This window comes from Micromonospora sp. NPDC050397 (assembly GCF_044901685.1).
Classification (GTDB): Bacteria; Actinomycetota; Actinomycetes; order Mycobacteriales; family Micromonosporaceae; genus Micromonospora_G.
In genome coordinates this window covers 40,704-55,500 of record NZ_JBJDPS010000004.1, presented here as the reverse complement: position 1 = coordinate 55,500, position 14,797 = coordinate 40,704, and the positions used below count along the sequence as shown (strand labels likewise).

At 71.1% G+C, this 14,797-nt stretch carries 12 protein-coding genes; 6 read left to right on the top strand and 6 right to left on the bottom strand.

Annotation, left to right across the window (positions count from 1 at the left end):
* The first annotated feature begins 170 nt into the window (after nucleotides 1–170).
* Nucleotides 171–3,200 (top strand): glycosyl hydrolase, encoded by a 3,030-nt coding sequence (locus tag ACI2K4_RS16025; protein ID WP_404511974.1) that lies wholly within the window; start codon nucleotides 171–173, stop codon nucleotides 3,198–3,200.
* Between the two features lie 121 nt (nucleotides 3,201–3,321).
* Complete coding sequence (locus tag ACI2K4_RS16020; RefSeq protein ID WP_404511972.1) at nucleotides 3,322–3,654, top strand: YnfA family protein; 333 nt, start codon at nucleotides 3,322–3,324, stop codon at nucleotides 3,652–3,654.
* A gap of 161 nt (nucleotides 3,655–3,815) precedes the next feature.
* On the opposite strand, the gene ACI2K4_RS16015 is transcribed toward ACI2K4_RS16020, so the two are convergent.
* Together ACI2K4_RS16015 and ACI2K4_RS16010 are read right to left on the bottom strand one after the other, a co-directional pair.
* Nucleotides 3,816–4,640 carry a GNAT family N-acetyltransferase gene (locus ACI2K4_RS16015; RefSeq protein ID WP_404511970.1) on the bottom strand — a complete coding sequence of 275 codons (825 nt, stop codon included), beginning with the start codon at nucleotides 4,638–4,640 and terminating at the stop codon, nucleotides 3,816–3,818.
* Nucleotides 4,641–4,782: 142 nt separating this feature from the next.
* Nucleotides 4,783–5,229 carry an SRPBCC family protein gene (locus ACI2K4_RS16010; RefSeq protein ID WP_404511968.1) on the bottom strand — a complete coding sequence of 149 codons (447 nt, stop codon included), beginning with the start codon at nucleotides 5,227–5,229 and terminating at the stop codon, nucleotides 4,783–4,785.
* A gap of 153 nt (nucleotides 5,230–5,382) precedes the next feature.
* Between ACI2K4_RS16010 and ACI2K4_RS16005 the strand changes: the two genes are divergently transcribed.
* Together ACI2K4_RS16005 and surE are read left to right on the top strand one after the other, a co-directional pair.
* On the top strand, nucleotides 5,383–6,360 hold the full coding sequence (locus tag ACI2K4_RS16005; protein WP_404511967.1) for a 1-phosphofructokinase family hexose kinase: 978 nt from the start codon (nucleotides 5,383–5,385) through the stop codon (nucleotides 6,358–6,360).
* A complete protein-coding gene (gene surE / locus ACI2K4_RS16000; protein WP_404511965.1) occupies nucleotides 6,357–7,184 on the top strand; it encodes a 5'/3'-nucleotidase SurE in 828 nt (275 codons plus the stop codon). Before ACI2K4_RS16005 ends, surE begins: the two co-directional genes overlap by 4 nt.
* A gap of 200 nt (nucleotides 7,185–7,384) precedes the next feature.
* Here the strand turns inward: surE and ACI2K4_RS15995 are convergent, their stop codons facing one another.
* Nucleotides 7,385–7,753: an STAS domain-containing protein gene (locus tag ACI2K4_RS15995; protein WP_404511963.1), complete on the bottom strand. Its 369-nt coding sequence runs from the start codon at nucleotides 7,751–7,753 to the stop codon at nucleotides 7,385–7,387.
* A gap of 420 nt (nucleotides 7,754–8,173) precedes the next feature.
* Here ACI2K4_RS15995 and ACI2K4_RS15990 point away from each other — a divergent pair, with 420 nt between their 5' ends.
* Nucleotides 8,174–8,317 carry a hypothetical protein gene (locus ACI2K4_RS15990; protein ID WP_404511961.1) on the top strand — a complete coding sequence of 48 codons (144 nt, stop codon included), beginning with the start codon at nucleotides 8,174–8,176 and terminating at the stop codon, nucleotides 8,315–8,317.
* Nucleotides 8,318–8,486: 169 nt separating this feature from the next.
* Nucleotides 8,487–8,993: a hypothetical protein gene (locus ACI2K4_RS15985; protein WP_404511959.1), complete on the top strand. Its 507-nt coding sequence runs from the start codon at nucleotides 8,487–8,489 to the stop codon at nucleotides 8,991–8,993.
* A gap of 136 nt (nucleotides 8,994–9,129) precedes the next feature.
* On the opposite strand, the gene ACI2K4_RS15980 is transcribed toward ACI2K4_RS15985, so the two are convergent.
* The 3 genes from ACI2K4_RS15980 to ACI2K4_RS15970 all read right to left on the bottom strand — a co-directional run bounded on the left by ACI2K4_RS15980 (nucleotide 9,130) and on the right by ACI2K4_RS15970 (nucleotide 14,732).
* Nucleotides 9,130–11,868 (bottom strand): cellulose binding domain-containing protein, encoded by a 2,739-nt coding sequence (locus ACI2K4_RS15980; RefSeq protein ID WP_404511957.1) that lies wholly within the window; start codon nucleotides 11,866–11,868, stop codon nucleotides 9,130–9,132.
* Between the two features lie 328 nt (nucleotides 11,869–12,196).
* The gene (locus ACI2K4_RS15975) at nucleotides 12,197–12,601 is read right to left on the bottom strand and encodes a hypothetical protein (protein ID WP_404511955.1); all 405 of its coding nucleotides are present in this window, start codon (nucleotides 12,599–12,601) and stop codon (nucleotides 12,197–12,199) included.
* Between the two features lie 22 nt (nucleotides 12,602–12,623).
* Nucleotides 12,624–14,732 (bottom strand): hypothetical protein, encoded by a 2,109-nt coding sequence (locus ACI2K4_RS15970; RefSeq protein ID WP_404511953.1) that lies wholly within the window; start codon nucleotides 14,730–14,732, stop codon nucleotides 12,624–12,626.
* Between the last annotated feature and the right edge of the window lie 65 nt (nucleotides 14,733–14,797).

The window sequence follows — 14,797 nt, the reverse complement described above, 5'->3', positions numbered from 1 at the left end:
TAGCCCCCCGTACGGCGCAGTGTCAACAGAGATCCCTCACCGAACCGGCACCGCCGCAAAGAACGCGGCGAGACATTGACAGCAGCCACCATCTCTGATGCTCTGACGCAACGCCCCCTTAATGTGCGCGAAACGTTCGGCGCACCGACCCGTCCCCGACCGGAGGCACCATGAACCTGTCCCTCCGCCACGTCGTACCCGACGACGGCGGCCCACCGGACACCCGGCCGCGACCGGCCCACCCGACCTTCCGCCGCCGCGTGCTGGCGAGCGCCGCGACCGTCGCGCTCGTGGCCGGCGGGCTCACCTTCGCCGTAGCCGGCGGTGCGGGCGCCGACCCGCTCGGCGCCGGCAGCTACGCCACCACCCGGCCCGCCGGGGCCGCTCCGCCCTCCGGCTGCGCCGACCTCTCCACCAACCCCCGCCGGTACGTCACCGCCAACGCCCCGGCCGGCGCGGTGCCGACCAACGACTGGTGGTCCTCGCTGCTGTTCAAGCGCCTCGACTGTGCCTACTCCGAGCCGCTGCACGCGCACCCGGCCTCCTACGACCCGGTTGCCGGCGGGCTCGGCGTCTCCTACACCACCACCGCCGGCATCTCCGGCTCCCCGACCGGGGTCGGCGAGTACCACTACACGTACAGCGCCGACTTCACCCTCGGCGTCACCGGCCTGAACTCCCCTGACGTGAAGGTGGACGGCTGGAGCGACTGGACCGTCACGCCGTACTGGTCGGACGGGGCCAGGACGCTGCGGGCCACCATCGGACACGGCCTGCCCTTCGTCTACGCCCAGGCCACCGGCGGCAACGCCCAGCTCAGCCTGACCAGCGCCCCGACCGTCTGGTCGAACAGCGGGGGCGCGCTCGGATTCACCGTACGGGGACACGACTACGTCGCGTACGCGCCGACCGGGGCGAGTTGGACGGTCAGTGGCAACACCGTCACCTCCACCCTCGCCGGGCGGGGCTACTTCTCCGTCGCCGTCCTGCCGACCACCCCGAGCAGTTCCGCAGCCGAGCGGACCGCACTGCTGACCAGCTACGGCCAGTACGCGCACGCCCACGTCACCGGCACCCGCGTCTCCTGGGGCTTCAACGCCTCGACCAGCATGGTGACCGCCACGTACGCCTTCACCACCACCGCCCGCGAGGGCAGCGCCAGCGGGACCGTGGTCTCGCTCTACCCGCACCAGTGGAAGAACCTGGCCGGCGGCACGCCGATCGGGCAGACGTACGTCTCCCCCCGTGGCCCGATGCGGACCCTGGTCGGGACGCCCTCGTTCAGCACCAACATCCGCTACCAGGGGGTGCTGCCGGAGATCCCCGCCGTCGCCACCTCCAGCGGGGCCGACCTCGCCACCCTCGGCGGTTACCTGGACCAGGTGGCCACCGGCGACCCGCTCGCCGGCTTCGGCAACGACACCTACTGGACCGGCAAGGGCCTCGGCCGGGCCGCCCGGCTCGCCGAGATCGCCGACCAGCTCGGCCGGACCGCCCAGCGGGACCTGCTGCTGAACGCGATCCGGACCCGGCTGACCGACTGGTTCACCGCCAGCCCGGGCAAGACCGCGCGGGTCTTCCACTACGACCGGGCCTGGGGCACGCTGGTCGGCTACCCCGCGTCGTACGGCTCCGACCTGGAGCTGAACGACCACCACTTCCACTACGGCTACTACATCGCCGCCGCCGCGACACTGGCCAAGTTCGACCCGACCTGGGCCACCACCAGCCAGTACGGCGGCATGGTCAACCTGCTGATCCGGGACGCGAACAGCCCCGACCGCAACGACCCGATGTTCCCGTTCCTGCGCGACTTCGACATCTTCGCCGGGCACGACTGGGCCTCCGGGCACGGCTCGTTCATGGCCGGCAACAACCAGGAGTCCTCCTCGGAGGGGATGAACTTCGCCTCCGCCCTGATCCAGTGGGGGCTCGCCACCGGCAACACCGCCGTACGCGACGCCGGGCTGTTCATCTACACCACCCAGGCGCAGGCGATCCAGGAGTACTGGTTCGACTCCGCCGACACGAACTTCCCGGCCGCCTTCGGACACAAGACGGTCGGCATGGTCTGGGGCGACGGCGGCGCGTACGCCACCTGGTTCAGCGGTGAGCCGGAGATGATCCAGGGCATCAACATGCTGCCGATCACCGGTGGCTCGAACTACCTCGGCTACAAGCCCGCGTACGTCACCGCCAACTGGAACGAACTGGTCACCAACAACGGCGGACCACCGACCGTCTGGCAGGACGTACTCTGGTCGTTCCGGGCGATGGCCGAACCCGACGCCGCGCTGGCCAGCTTCCGGTCCAACCCGACGTATGCGATCGAGGAGGGCGAGAGCCGGGCGCACACCTTCCACTGGCTGCGCAACCTCGCCGCCCTCGGCCAGGTCGACACCACCGTCACCGCGAACACCCCGCTCTACGCCGTCTACACCAAGAACGGCGCGCGGACGTACGTCGCGTCGAACATCACCCGCAACCCGATGACGGTGACCTTCTCCGACGGCCGGACGCTGACCGTGGCGGCCGGCAAGACCGCCACCACCGGCGCCCTCACCTGGAGCGGCGGCAACGCCAACGGCGGCATCGGCAACCCCACCGCCACCCCGACCGTCTCACCCACGGCCACTCCGACGGCCACCCCCACCCCGACGCCGACCGTCACGCCGACACCGACGCCGACCGGTCCGGTGGTCCGCTCGAACCTGCTCTACGTCCGCTCCGGCGGGGCGCTCTCCGGTGCCGCCGGCACCGGCGCGGCCACCACCACGGTCAGCGCCGCCAACGGCAACTGGGACGGCACCCCGCACAACCAGGTGGTGCACACCGTGTGCGGGCTGACCGGCACGTACAACTCGGGTGCCACCGCGTTCACCCTGCACGTGGACGCGGGCGGGGCGGTCGGCGCCGGGGTCCAGGCGAGGGTGTCGTACGACTTCACCGGCTCGGGCAACTACAGCCGGGTGGAGACGTACAACTACTTCGCCACCGACCCGGTGACCGGCACCGAGACGTACACCCAGGCCGCCGGAGTCAAGACCGCCACCGGCGGGTTCGCCGCCCTGGCGAACGGCTGCGTCAAGCTGGAGGTCTGGAACGCGATCGGCAACGCGGCGACGACGGTACGGGTCAACGCCACCGCCGCCGAGGGCCGCCAGTCGACCGTCACCGTCCCGTTCACGGTCACCGGCTGATCCGCTTTTCCGGTCCCTGGCTGCCGATCGCCGGGACAGGTGGGGCTCCCCACGAGGCGCTGGTCGCGTCGCGGGGAGCCCCACCGCCGTATCCCGCCCGGTCACGGCAACAATGACGGTCGTGACCGTCGCCCGATCGCTGCTGCTGTTCCTGCTCGCCGCCGTCGCCGAGATCGGTGGCGCCTGGCTGGTCTGGCAGGGCGTACGCGAACACCGTGGCCTGCTCTTCGTCGCCGCGGGAGTGCTGGCACTGGCCGGGTACGGGTTTGTCGCCGCCTTCCAGCCGGACCCGAACTTCGGTCGGGTGCTGGCCGCGTACGGCGGGTTCTTCGTCGCCGGCTCGCTGGCCTGGGGCATCCTCGTCGACAAGTTCCGCCCGGACCGCTACGACCTCACCGGCGCCGCCATCTGCCTCATCGGCGTCGCGATCATCATGTACGCCCCCCGCCCCTAAGGTGTAAGGAAGGGCCCCTTGTTATCGCTTTTTGTATAGGAAGGGCCCCTTCCTAACACCCCTTCTCGGCAGGTGCGCCGCTCGATGAGCGAGGGGTGTCGATGATCCCGAAGAGTTTGGCTCGCCAGGACCGGCCGGAGTCTTCGGGATCATGGGGCCGGTCACGAAGCGTCGGGGACGAGGTAGGTCCAGGTCTCGACGGTACGGAAGCCGAGTGACTCGTACAGGGACTGGGCCTGGGCGCTGGCGTGCAGGAAGGCTACCTGGGCGCCGGAGGCGAACCCGTCGCGCAGCACGGTCTCGCTGACCAGGCGGGCGAAGCCCCGGCGGCGGAACGCCGGCGGCACGGTGATGTTGTAGACGCCAAGATGCTCGCCGAAGCGGGTGCTGAGCCCGGTGCCGGCCGCCACGCCGTCCCACTCGACCAGGTAACCGGTGATGCCGGGGGCCTCCAGCACGGGTGCGGAGGCGAACTCGCCGATCACCGGCCGGGGCAGCCCCAGGGCGGTGGCGATCAGGTTGGCGTAGACCGGACCGTCCGCGCCGGTTGCCGGGCGTACCCGTGCGGTGTCCGACCCGGCGGCACCGACGGCGTCGCCGGCCCGGGTCGGGGCCGGCACCCGGGGCGCCGACCGGCTCATCAGCGGGCTCGGCACCCGGGCGGTCAGGCCGTAGCCGGCGGCGAGTCGGACGAGTTCGGCGTCCGGCTCGCCCCGGACCTGGATCGACCAGGGCAATCCCCTGCCGACCATCTTGTCGGCGAGTGCCGCGACCCGTTGAGGGTCGGGGTTGGTCGCGGTGGTGAAGACACCGTTGCCGGTCGGCATCAGCACACCGGTGACGACCAGGTGGACGCCGTCGCTTCCCCGCTCGAACCGCGCGTCGGGTGTCGCGTCGATCTTCGCCGACAGTGCCACGAACCAGGCTTCGGCCAGCGCTTCGGCGCTGCCCGGATCCCGGCCGGAGCCGGCGTACAAGCTGCTCACACTCCTCATGGTGCGGGTCGCGACGGCAACCGCCGGCCAGCCGCCGCCGGCTGTGCCGCAGCTCACCCCCGAACCCGCCGGCACCGCTCAGGTGTAAGGAAGGGCCCCTTATTAACGCTATGCGTTAATAAGGGGCCCTTCCTTACGTGCGGTCGAGGTGGTCGCGGATGCGGGCGGCCAGGGCCAGGTGTGCGGTACGGGCCTGCCGGAACGCGTACGCAAAAAGTGGCTCCGGCGCGGCCAGGGTGATCTGTACGTCGATGGTGGTCACCCCGTCCGCGTCGGATCGCAGCCGAGCGTGATTGCGGACGGTGGTGTTCGGCCACTGCCGGGCGACCGTCACCACCTCGTCCTCGCTCGCGCTCAGCACGTCCGCCTGGTAGCTCGTGCGGAGCCGGAACGGACCCCAGGCGAGCCGATCCGAGATGGTGAAGCTGTGCAACGCGCCCGCTCGCGGCGGTCGGGGCCGGACCCGGACGATCAGCGGGTGCAGGTCCGCCTGCGCACTCAGGTCGGTGAGCAGCCGTACCGCCTCGTCCCGGCCGCACCTGGCCTGGACCGTGTACTGGAAGACATCCTGCTTCGTCACCGAGTCTCCTCTATGGGCGTCGATGTCTGCCGGACAGTGGAACACGCGAGCGACGCTCGCGACAGCCCACACCGCGGGACCGATTGCCGAACGAATCGAGCGATGTACGCGAATCGGCCACCTGTTGTTCACCGGTTGGGGAAAGTAGAGGTCATGGATGCCCACGTCATGGTCTTCGCGCCCGCTCCACAACTGACGGTGACAATCGATCAGACCGGCGACGAGCCGGAGATCCACCTGCATCCCGGCGGTCAGGGGGTGTGGCAGGCGCGCATGATCACCTGCCTGGGCACCTCCGTGGTGCTCTGCGCCAGCCTCGGCGGTGAGATCGGACAGGTGCTCGAACCGCTGATGGCGAGCGAGGGGGTCGAGCTGAAGGTGGTACGCCGGGACTCCAGCAGCGGTGGCTTTGTCCACGACCACCGGGACGGCCGGCAGGAGGAGGTGGTTGACGTGCCCGGCCACCCGCTCAACCGGCACGAGTTGGACGACCTCTACAACCTGACCCTCGGCGAGGGGTTGCGCTCGGCGGTGAGCGTGCTCAGCGGACCGGGTGACCCGACGCTGGTGCCGTCGGACGTCTACCGCCGGCTCGCCGCCGACCTGGGCGGCAACGGCAGCCGGGTGGTGGCGGACCTGTCCGGCGACTATCTGCGGGCGGTGCTCGACGGCGGCGTCTCCTTCCTCAAGGTCAGCCACGAGGAGCTGCTCCGCGACGGCCTGGCCGGAGAGGACAGCGACGAGGAGTTCACCCGGGTGCTGCACGAGTTGCACGCGAGCGGTGCCGAGTCGGTGGTGGTCAGCCGGGCCGACGAACCGGCACTCGCCCTGGTCGACGGCGAGGTGTACGAGGTGCACATGCCCCGGTTGCGGGCCGCCGACCCGCGCGGTGCCGGCGACTCGATGACCGCCGGGGTGGCTGCCGTACTGGCCGGTGGCGGGGACCTGCGGTTGGCGATCCGTACCGGGGCGGCGGCCGGCGCGCTGAACGTGACCCGGCACGGGCTCGGGACGGGGCGGCCGGACTCGATCGCCGGGCTGGTCGAGCGGGTCCGACTGGTCCCGGTCGGGTCGGAGCGGCAGGACCGGACGACCCCGGACGACCTGGCCGACCGGGCGACCACGGCATGACGGTCCGGGTGCTGGTCACGAACGACGACGGGATCGCCGCGCCGGGCATCCGGTGGCTCGCGCGGGCGGTCGCCGACCGGGGTTACGACGTGGTGGTGGCGGCACCGCAGGAGGAGGCGAGCGGCACCAGCGCGGCGATGATCGCGGTCGAGCGGGAGGGCCGGGTGCTGGTCGAGGAGCACTCGCTGGAGCGGATCGAGGAAATTCCGGCGTACGGGGTGGCCGGCTCACCGGGCTTCATCGCGCTGATCGCGATCCACGGTGCGTTCGGGCCGCCGCCGACGGTGGTCCTCTCCGGGGTGAACCGGGGCGCGAACGTGGGGCGGGCGGTGCTGCACTCTGGCACCGTCGGTGCGGCCTTCACCGCCGCCGCGAACGGGTGCCACGCGCTCGCCGTCTCACTCGACGTGCTCTCCGCGCACGAGGGCACCTCGGCCAGCGGCGGTGCGGCGATCTCCTCGGTCGGGCACCGGGACGAGGAACGGCACTGGGCGACCGCAGCCGCGCTGGCGGTCGAGCTGGTGCCCCGGCTGACCTCGGGTCCGCAGACGACCGTACTGAACGTGAATTCGCCGGACCTGCCGTACGAGCGGCTGCGTGGCGTACGCGTGGGATCGCTGGCCGGGTTCGGTCAGGTGCAGATGACGGTGGCCGAGTCCGGGCGGGGTTTTGTCCGGACCGCGCTGGAGGAATCCGGTGAGCCGGTGCTGCCCGGCACGGACGTGGCCTGGCTCGCGGCCGGCTACGCCTCGGTCAGCGCGGTGCGGGCGATCAGCGAGGTGGATGGGTTGGACCTCTCCGACCTGGGCGGGTCGGGAGCCTAACCGCGTCCGGCGGGCTGGGCGGGTCGGGAGCCTAACCGCGTCCGGCGGGCTGGGCGGGTCGGGAGCCTAACCGCGTCCGGCGGGCTGGGCGGGTCGGGAGCGTAACCGCGTCCGGCGGGCTGGGCGCTCGTGGGTCCGGAAATGATTCCGTCACCGGCCGCGCGTGGTCCCACCACGGCCGGTGACGGAGGGTCTGGCGCTCAGGCGCCGGGAAGCTGTGCTTCCGGCGTTGGCGCCGTCGGGGAGAAGTACGGTTCGGGCGCACCGAAGAGGCCGAGCAGCCCGGTGACCCAGAGTTGCCGGTGTACAAACCGGCTCGGTTCGGTGACGACCAGCTTCACACCACTCACCTCGGCGGTCTGGAAACCGGCGACCATCGCGCTGATTCCGACCGAGTCGATGAAGCTGACCAGACGCATGTTGAGCTCGATCCGAGGCGGACGCCCCTTCGCGAGCAGGCCGACAACAGCTTCGCGCACCTCGTACGCGGTGTCGACGTCGATCTCACCACGCGGGGCGATCTCAACGACTCCACCAGGCAGGATCGACTTGGCGATCGACAGGCTCACGCGAGCACCTCCACTCGCCCAGATCCGGGCGCTTCATCAGTACGCGGGCCGCGACCGAGAGTATTCCTCGGATGGCCTCGGTCGCCACCCCTCAGGCTCGGCAATCTATGCGGCTGGTCCGACAAAACAGTCCTTATCCGGTCATTCGTCAGCATATGTTCTCACAATTCAGGATGCCAGCCGCAGCACCGTCCGGCCATCAGGGTATCCCCCGATCCGGCAGGCGTTGACCCCGCGCGCCCCTCGCGCCGGGTGACTTCTGCCCCAGTGTTCTGTTTCCGGCCCGGCCCCGGCTTCCAGCAGGCGCGACACCTCCTGAAGCAGAACCGGTCGTTCGTTGCCGGGTGTGGTGGACGGCGACACCTAGACTCGGGGCCTCGATTGGCACGCCCCTCGTGCGGCACCAAGAGAGGACTGATCATGCTGAAGCGGTTGCTCGGCCTGGCGGGCGTCGGCGCCCTGCTCGCCCTCGTCCTGGCCTGCGGATTCGGGTCCGGAGACGACGATGACGACGATGACGACGACAATTTCGCCCGTGGTGCGGCAATTGTCCTGATCCGCTAGCCTCCCCTGGGCCGGATTCCGCCACCATGCGGTCTCCGGCCCACTTCGGTCGGTGCTCGCGGGTTTGCCGCCGAACATGTCCGGGCACCTCGGAAGCACAACGGAAACCGCGCCGAACAGATGGCTCTGTCCGAAGTGCCCGCTGCTTTCGGCATCCGAGGAGGTACCAATGTTCGGAACCAACCTGATGGCGCGTCGGAGCAGAACCGAACAGATCGCCGACCAGGCGTGGGAGCACCTACAGTCCGCGTTCGGCTCGGCCGGTGACACCGTCCGACACAGCGTGCGCTCGGCCGGTGACACCGTCCGGGACGCCACCCGGCACACCGTGCACTCGGCCGGTGACACCGTCCGGGACGCCACCCGGCACACCGTGCACTCGGCCCGGCGGGGCACCAGCCACCTGGCCGGGGAGGCCGGTGACCGGGTCGGCGCGATGCGCGACGAGGCGTGGCGGCGGGCTACCGCCGCCTCCGCCGCACTGGCCGGGCGCCGCCCCGGGCTGCCCTGGCTCTGGATCATCGGCGCCGCCGGTGTCGGCGCCGCCCTCGGCTGGGCCGCCGGGTCGGCCGCCCGCGCCATGATCGCCCGCCAGGGCGAGGACCCGGCTACGGCCGAAGCGGTGGAGTTCGTCGAGCTGACTCCCCCGCCGAACACCGTACGGCTGAACAACTGAACCACCGCCCGGTCGAGGCGACCGGGCACCCGATGACCGTGCCGGCGTCGCCCACCAGTACACCTGGTGGGCGACGCCGGCACGATCGGGTCGGGACGAGCGTCAGGAAGACGTCGAGGAAGAGGCCGAGGAAGATTCAGCTCCGGAGACAGCCGACCGGGCTGGGCACCCCGTTGGTGCCGGTGTGGCTGCCCAGGAACCCGAAGGTCGTGGTCGCGTTCGGAGCGAGTACGCCGTTGTAGCCGACGTTGCGGACGGTCACGTTCGCACCGGTCTGGGTGTGCGTACCGCCCCAGATCTGGGTGAGTGTCTGGCCATTCGGGAAGGCCCAGTTCACCGTCCAGCCGGTGGTCGGCGTACCGCCGGTGTTGCGTACCGTCACCTCGCCCTGGAAGCCGCCCTGCCACGAGCCGGTCACCCAGTAGCTGGCCGAGCAGCCGCCGGCCGGTGGGGTGGTCGGCGGAGTGGTCGGCGGGCGGGTGGTGGGCGGAGTGGTGGGCGGGGTGGTCGGCGGACGGGTGGTCGGTGGGGTGGTCGGCGGGTTCGTGGGACCGCCGAGCCGGTCCGCGACCAGGATGCCCCGACCGTTGGTGCCGAGGTAGACCCGGCCGTACACCCGGGGGTCGCCGGTGATCGCCTCGCCCGCGTTGCCGTACTGGTGCTGGTCGTCGTTGATCCGCACCCAGACTCCCCCGGCGTTGTCCGAGCGGTACACGCCGGACTTGCCGTCCAGGGTCGCGAACGCGAACAGCGCCGGGTACGTCTGCCCCGGCGCCGCCCGGCCGAAGCCGACGTTCACCGCCCCGGTGACGTTGGTGAGCTTGGTGAAGCTGGCCCCGGAGTTGGTCGAGTGCCAGATCCCGGTGCCGCCGGTGCTGTCCCCACCGGCCAGCCAGATGTCGCCCTCGACTCCGGGCACCGCCTTGAAGTGCACGTTGCCGCTGCTCGGCAGGCCGGTCGCGGCGGTGGCGGTGAAGCTGGCCCCGCCGTTGACGCTGACGTGGAACCGGCCACCCGCGAAGGCGTAGAACTTGTTCGGGTTGACCCGGTCGGACTCGACCTTCGCGTTCGCCGGTACGCCGCTCGACGCGGTCCACGAGTTGCCGTACCCGACCGAGTAGACCACCTGCTGGCCCGGGTCACCGGGAGCCCAGACGAACCGGCTGCCGTTGGCCGCTGCGGCGACCGTACCGCCGCTGTTGATCCCGCCCGGCTCCTGGGCCTGGAACCAGTTCGCCCCGCCGTCGGTGGAGAAGGCGACATGGCTGTCGTTCGGGCGCTCGGAGTCGGTGAAGTTGCCGGCCCTGACCATGATCGACGGGTTCGACTCGGCGTAGTCGAGGCTGGTGGTGCTGGTCATGGTCGGCTGGGTGAACATCATCGGCGGGACGGCGTCGAGGTTGGTGTGCCGGAAGCCGCCGATGTCGCCGAGCGCGCTCACCAGCGGGGCCCCGGTCGGCGGGCTGACCAGGTCGAGCACGGCGGTCTCCTCCAGCCCCCGGACCATCGGGCGGATGGTGAGCTGGCCGCCGGTGTCCCAGTTCCTGAGGTTGGTGGTGCCGTAGATGGTGGCGCCGGTGCCGTACATCATCCGGTTGCCGTCGAACGGGTCGATCTCCAGCGACTCGTTCATCCAGCCGAGCTTCGGCGACTCCTCCGGCGGCGCCGGGTTGGCGCCGAAGGTCAGCCAGGGGACCGAGCTGATGTCCATGGTGTAGCGCTTGGTCCGGTTGGGATAACTGCCGAAGTCCCAGATCCGGGTCCAGGTCGCGCCCCCGTCGGTGCTCCGCCAGAAGATCGCGTCCGGCCACCAGGAGATCTGGGTGGCGACCATCAGGGTGTTCGGGTTCTGCCGGTCGATGGTCAGTCCGCTGTAACCGAAGTACGCGTCGGCGCTGCTGGAGGGCACCGGACTGATCTGCGTCCAGGCCCCGGTCGCCCGGTTGAACTTCCACACGTCGCCCTTGCCGCCGTCGTACGGGCCACCGGTGTCGCTGGTGGCGATGTAGAGGAACCCGCCGACGTGGTCGACCACGCCCTTGTGCGCCAGGTAACCGGTGGGCTGCCCGGCGATCCGCTCCCACGAGGTCCCGCCGTTGGTGCTGCGGTAGACCGGGTTCTGCTTGTCCGCGACGCCGACGTAGATGGTCTGGGTGGCGTTGCCGGCGGTGCCCGTACTCCGGTCGAAGCTGACCCAGGTGACGCCCTGGTTGCCGTTGAGGTACCCGTTGGGATCGTTCGGGTCCTGGGCGTAGTTGCCGGGGTTCGGGAAGTTGGTCACCCTGGCCCAGGTGGCGCCGTAGTCGGTGCTGCGCCAGAGGCCGTTGCCGCCCTCGGCGCCGTAGTAGAGGGTGCTGTTGCGGTTCGGGTCGACCGCCAGCCGCTCCCCCTGCCCCCGGCCGGGCATGTTGCCGCCGACCTTGAACGGCAGCACGCTCGCCTGCCAGGTCGCGCCCTTGTCGGTGGAGCGGAGGATGGCACCCGGGTTCGGGTCCCAACTGTTGGTGTACATGCCGACGGCGGCGTAGACCCGGTTGGTCTGCACCGGGTCGGTGGCGATGCTGAGCACGCCGTTCCAGCCCCAGCGGTCCCAGCCCACCCAGTCCAGCAGCGGGGTCCAGGACTGGCTGCCCTGCTCCCACCGGTAGGCGCCGCCGATGTCGGTCCGGGCGTAGATCAGGTTACGTTCGGTGGGGTTGAAGACGATGCCAGGAACAAAACCACCGCCGTCGATCCGAACGTTCCTCCAGGAGTACGGCTCCGACGCGGCGGCGACGGCCGGCGAGGCGGACGGGCTGACGGCGACCTGGGCCACCACGGCCACCGCGCTGGCGACGACAACCGCCGCGAGCGCACTGGCGAGACTTCTACGCATGTACGGCTCCCTCTGAGCGCTGACGCTGTACCTGGGGACGGACACGCACCATGCACGTCGGTGGGGGGCGGGAACGGGTCGACGGGCACGAGGCGGAGCGCGTCGATCGCCGCGCCGGGGCGCGTGCACGAGCGAGGACTCACTGGGTGCGGGGCTGCCCTGACTCCCGCACCGGGCACGATCTGGCTCCCGTACCGGTCTCGTGCAGACACTCACACACGACGCCCGACGCTGTCAATAGTTGTGTATTTAAACTAAAGAATGTTCGGGGTGACGATCGGACCAGCTCACCGGGGAGCGGGCGGCAGGAGGCGTGGGCGTACCCGGGTCAGAGGGGTTGACCGGGGGTCGGCTCCGGACTGGGCGTGACCGGCGGCGGCGTGGTCGGGGCCGACGTGGTGGCCGGGGGCGTGGTCGTCGGCGGTGGCGGCACCACCGAACCCGAGGAGGTCGGCGTCGGTACGCCGGACTGGCCGGAGCCGGCCTCGGTACGACTCGGCAGGCGGTTCGGACCGGCCGGCGGCAGCAGTGTCGCGGCCGACGGGTCGGGGGTCGGCAGTTCCGACGGGGAGGTCGCGCTCGGGCTGGAATCCGGGCTCGGCTCGACCGATCCGGTCGGGGTCGGACCCGGCGGGATCGGTTCGGGGCGGAGCAACGTGCCGCCCAACCAGACCGCCGGACCGAGCCCGACCGCGATGATGACGCCGAACAGCGCGGCCACTCGCCGGTCCATCCGTGCTACCTCCCCGGGCCGGTCAACCAAGCCGGAACACCACCGATCCGGCTGTTTCCTCGCGGCTGATCCCGAGCCCCTGCACGTCCCGGTTGAGCACATCCTGCCACGGTGTGCCGTTCAGGTAGTCGGGCAGGACGACAACTGTCCGGATGCCGATCTGCCGCAGGTACGCCACGCTCGCCTGGTCCGGAAAACTCGGCGTGACCGCCCGGATCTGTTGCTGCGTAGGCGGTACGAACGATGCCAGGCCGTTCGCGATCCGTGGGAAGCCGTCGGTGGACCAGAGCATGATGGTGAATTCGAACGTGCCGTCGCTGGGCAGCACCAAGAGCGGGCCGTCGATCCCGCGCAGCGCCGCCGGTTGCGGCGTAACCGGCACGTGCGGGGTGGTGTTGACGCCTTCGAGCACCACCAGCGCGAGTGGCACCAGCGTGAGCAACCGGACCAGCCAACCGGCCGGCGCCACCTCCGCCCGCGCGGTGGCCGTACGCGCGGGCCGGCTCGGCCGGACGGGAGCGCGCGTCGGCCCCTGCTCCGGTACGGCGGAACGGAGCACAGCCGACCGGAGCACCGCACCGGCGACCGCCGGGACCGGCTTGCCGGCACCGTCGCGGGCCGGGACCGTGCCGGTGCCGTCCGTCTCCGCGTCGCCGCCCGGGTCGCCTACCGGGTCACCGGTCGCGTTGCCTTCGACGTCACCGGTCGCGTTGCCTTCGGTGACACCGGTCGCGTTGCCTTCGGGGTCACCGGCCGGCTCGCCTTCGGGATCGGCGGCCGGGGTCGGCTCGCCACGGCCGACCATGCTCAGTGCGCCGGCCGCGAGGATACCGAGCAGCAGCGTGGTCCAGAGCACCAGTCGACCGGAGGTGCGGATGCCGTCCCAGCCCGGCAGGTGCAACACGAGGGTGGCGTAGCCGGGGTCGCCGTCGCCACCGAACCGGGTGCCGGCGGCGAGCGCGACGCTGACCAGCACACCGGCGGCGAGCAGCAGCCGGTGACGTACCCGCCAGGCGGAGAAGAAGAGACCGGCGAAGGCGAGACCGATCAGCACCACGCCCGGCAGCAGGGTCATCTCACCGGCGAACGGCAGCAGTTCCCGGGCGGCGGCGTGCCGGTCGCCCCAGAGCCAGGACTCCGGCGGGGCGGTGAAGAAGCCGCGCAGCGGTGGCGAGAACTGCTCGACGTGGGCGAGCGTACGGCGACCGTCCGGGTTGCGGCTCACCACCTCGAGGTAGGGCAACGCCATCATCAGGGTGACCGAGGCGAAGATCAGACCACCGGCCAGATCGGCGGCGAGCAGCCGGCCACCGAAGACCGGCCGGACCGAGCGGCGCCACCAGGACCAGAGGTAGCAGATACCGACCGCGACGCAGGTCAGCGCCAGTACGTACCCGAACGGCAGGCCGATGCCGAAGCCGAGCGTCATCTGCCAGGCGGCGACCAGCCAGCCGGCCAGGGCCCAGCCGGGACGGCGCCGGTCCGGGCGGTAGCCGTACCGCAACGACCAGCCGTGGCCGCGCGCCAGCATCGCCAGCGCGAGCGCGATCCCGCCGATCGAGAGCACGTGCAGGTGACCGGCCTGGGCCAGCTTCCAGGGTGCGTACCCGAAGGCGACGCCGGCCACAGCCGCGCCGACCCGGTTCGCACCGAGCTGACGGACCAGGGCGTACGCCCCGACGAAGGCGAGCGCGTGCACCAGGACGTACAGAATGTTGTAGCGGACGATCGCCGCGACCGGCCCCTCGCCGATCATGCCGAGGGGTGCGTAACCGAGCAGGGTGTCCGAGTAGGCGTAGGTGTAGCGCTCCGGGAAGAAGGTGTTGGAGTGCCAGACCTGCAACGGGTCGGTGAGCACCGCGTGCCCGCCCCAGGCGATCTGCCACGCCTGCAACACCGGGTCACCGGTGTCCTGCGGGATGGTGGTGGTGATGTCCCGCACCGTCGGCCAGGTGAGCAGGACGGCCAGCAGCAGGCCGCCGAGCGAGGCGAGGGTCCACTCGTGCCGCAGCAGGCGCACCAGGCGCGGCACCAACGCGCGGCCCGGCGGCGGCCCGACCGGCCCGGCGGGCGCCGACGCCGGGGCGGGGACCTCGGTCCGGTCCCCGGCAGTCACCTCGTCGGTTGTCATCCGCTCTCCTCCAGCCCGCTGACCACGGTCATTCGATCGACAGTCGATGATTCCCTACCCGTCCC

What these genes read in the sequence shown, in the direction of transcription:
- ACI2K4_RS15975 (WP_404511955.1), bottom strand. Translation starts at nt 12,601, where the DNA reads ATGGACCGGCGAGTGGCCGCGCTGTTCGGCGTCATCATCGCGGTCGGG.
- ACI2K4_RS16025 (WP_404511974.1), top strand. Translation starts at nt 171, where the DNA reads ATGAACCTGTCCCTCCGCCACGTCGTACCCGACGACGGCGGCCCACCG.
- ACI2K4_RS16005 (WP_404511967.1), top strand. Translation starts at nt 5,383, where the DNA reads ATGGATGCCCACGTCATGGTCTTCGCGCCCGCTCCACAACTGACGGTG.
- ACI2K4_RS15985 (WP_404511959.1), top strand. Translation starts at nt 8,487, where the DNA reads ATGTTCGGAACCAACCTGATGGCGCGTCGGAGCAGAACCGAACAGATC.
- ACI2K4_RS15970 (WP_404511953.1), bottom strand. Translation starts at nt 14,732, where the DNA reads ATGACAACCGACGAGGTGACTGCCGGGGACCGGACCGAGGTCCCCGCC.
- ACI2K4_RS15980 (WP_404511957.1), bottom strand. Translation starts at nt 11,868, where the DNA reads ATGCGTAGAAGTCTCGCCAGTGCGCTCGCGGCGGTTGTCGTCGCCAGC.
- surE (WP_404511965.1), top strand. Translation starts at nt 6,357, where the DNA reads ATGACGGTCCGGGTGCTGGTCACGAACGACGACGGGATCGCCGCGCCG.
- ACI2K4_RS15990 (WP_404511961.1), top strand. Translation starts at nt 8,174, where the DNA reads ATGCTGAAGCGGTTGCTCGGCCTGGCGGGCGTCGGCGCCCTGCTCGCC.